Here is a 525-nt window from a genome sequence, read left to right on the forward strand (position 1 = left end):
TCCCCCCAGAGATCAAGATGTTCATCCTGCAGCGAGAAGCGATAGACAAGAGCCTTGCCATGTCCATGGACATAGAACCAAACTCGACCAACTCCTCTAAGCCTATATTTTGCTCACGGAATTTACGAATAGAGATGGCGGTGCCATCTAACGCTATCGGCGGAATCACTACATTAACCCGGCTACCATCACTAAGACGGGCATCCACTGTGGGAGAGAGCTCATCCACACGACGTCCAACGCGCGCGGCAATTTGCTTGGCTATCGTACGTACTTGATCTTCGTCGATAAACGTAATGTCCGATTTTTCTAGTTTTCCATGTTTTTCATAAAAAACATTATTCGGCCCATTGACCATGATGTCAGTGATCGCTTTATCATCCACCAACGGCTGGATTGGACCGAGACCGAACAACTCATCTAGCATGCTTTTCACAAGGCTTGCTTTCATCATACTAGTCACGGGGCGATCAAAGTTAGTCGCTAACACATCTACCGCATTGCGAATTTGCCCCTCGATCTCAG

At 47.6% G+C, this 525-nt stretch carries 1 protein-coding gene; it reads right to left on the bottom strand.

Going from position 1 to position 525, the window contains the following annotated elements; all coding sequences use genetic code 11:
* The coding region (locus tag R7Z49_RS27450; RefSeq protein WP_318112825.1) for an ATPase, T2SS/T4P/T4SS family at positions 1 to 525 on the bottom strand (525 nt) is incomplete at both ends.

The sequence above is a fragment of the Vibrio sp. 1562 genome (assembly GCF_033340155.1).
GTDB lineage: Bacteria > Pseudomonadota > Gammaproteobacteria > Enterobacterales > Vibrionaceae > Vibrio > Vibrio alginolyticus.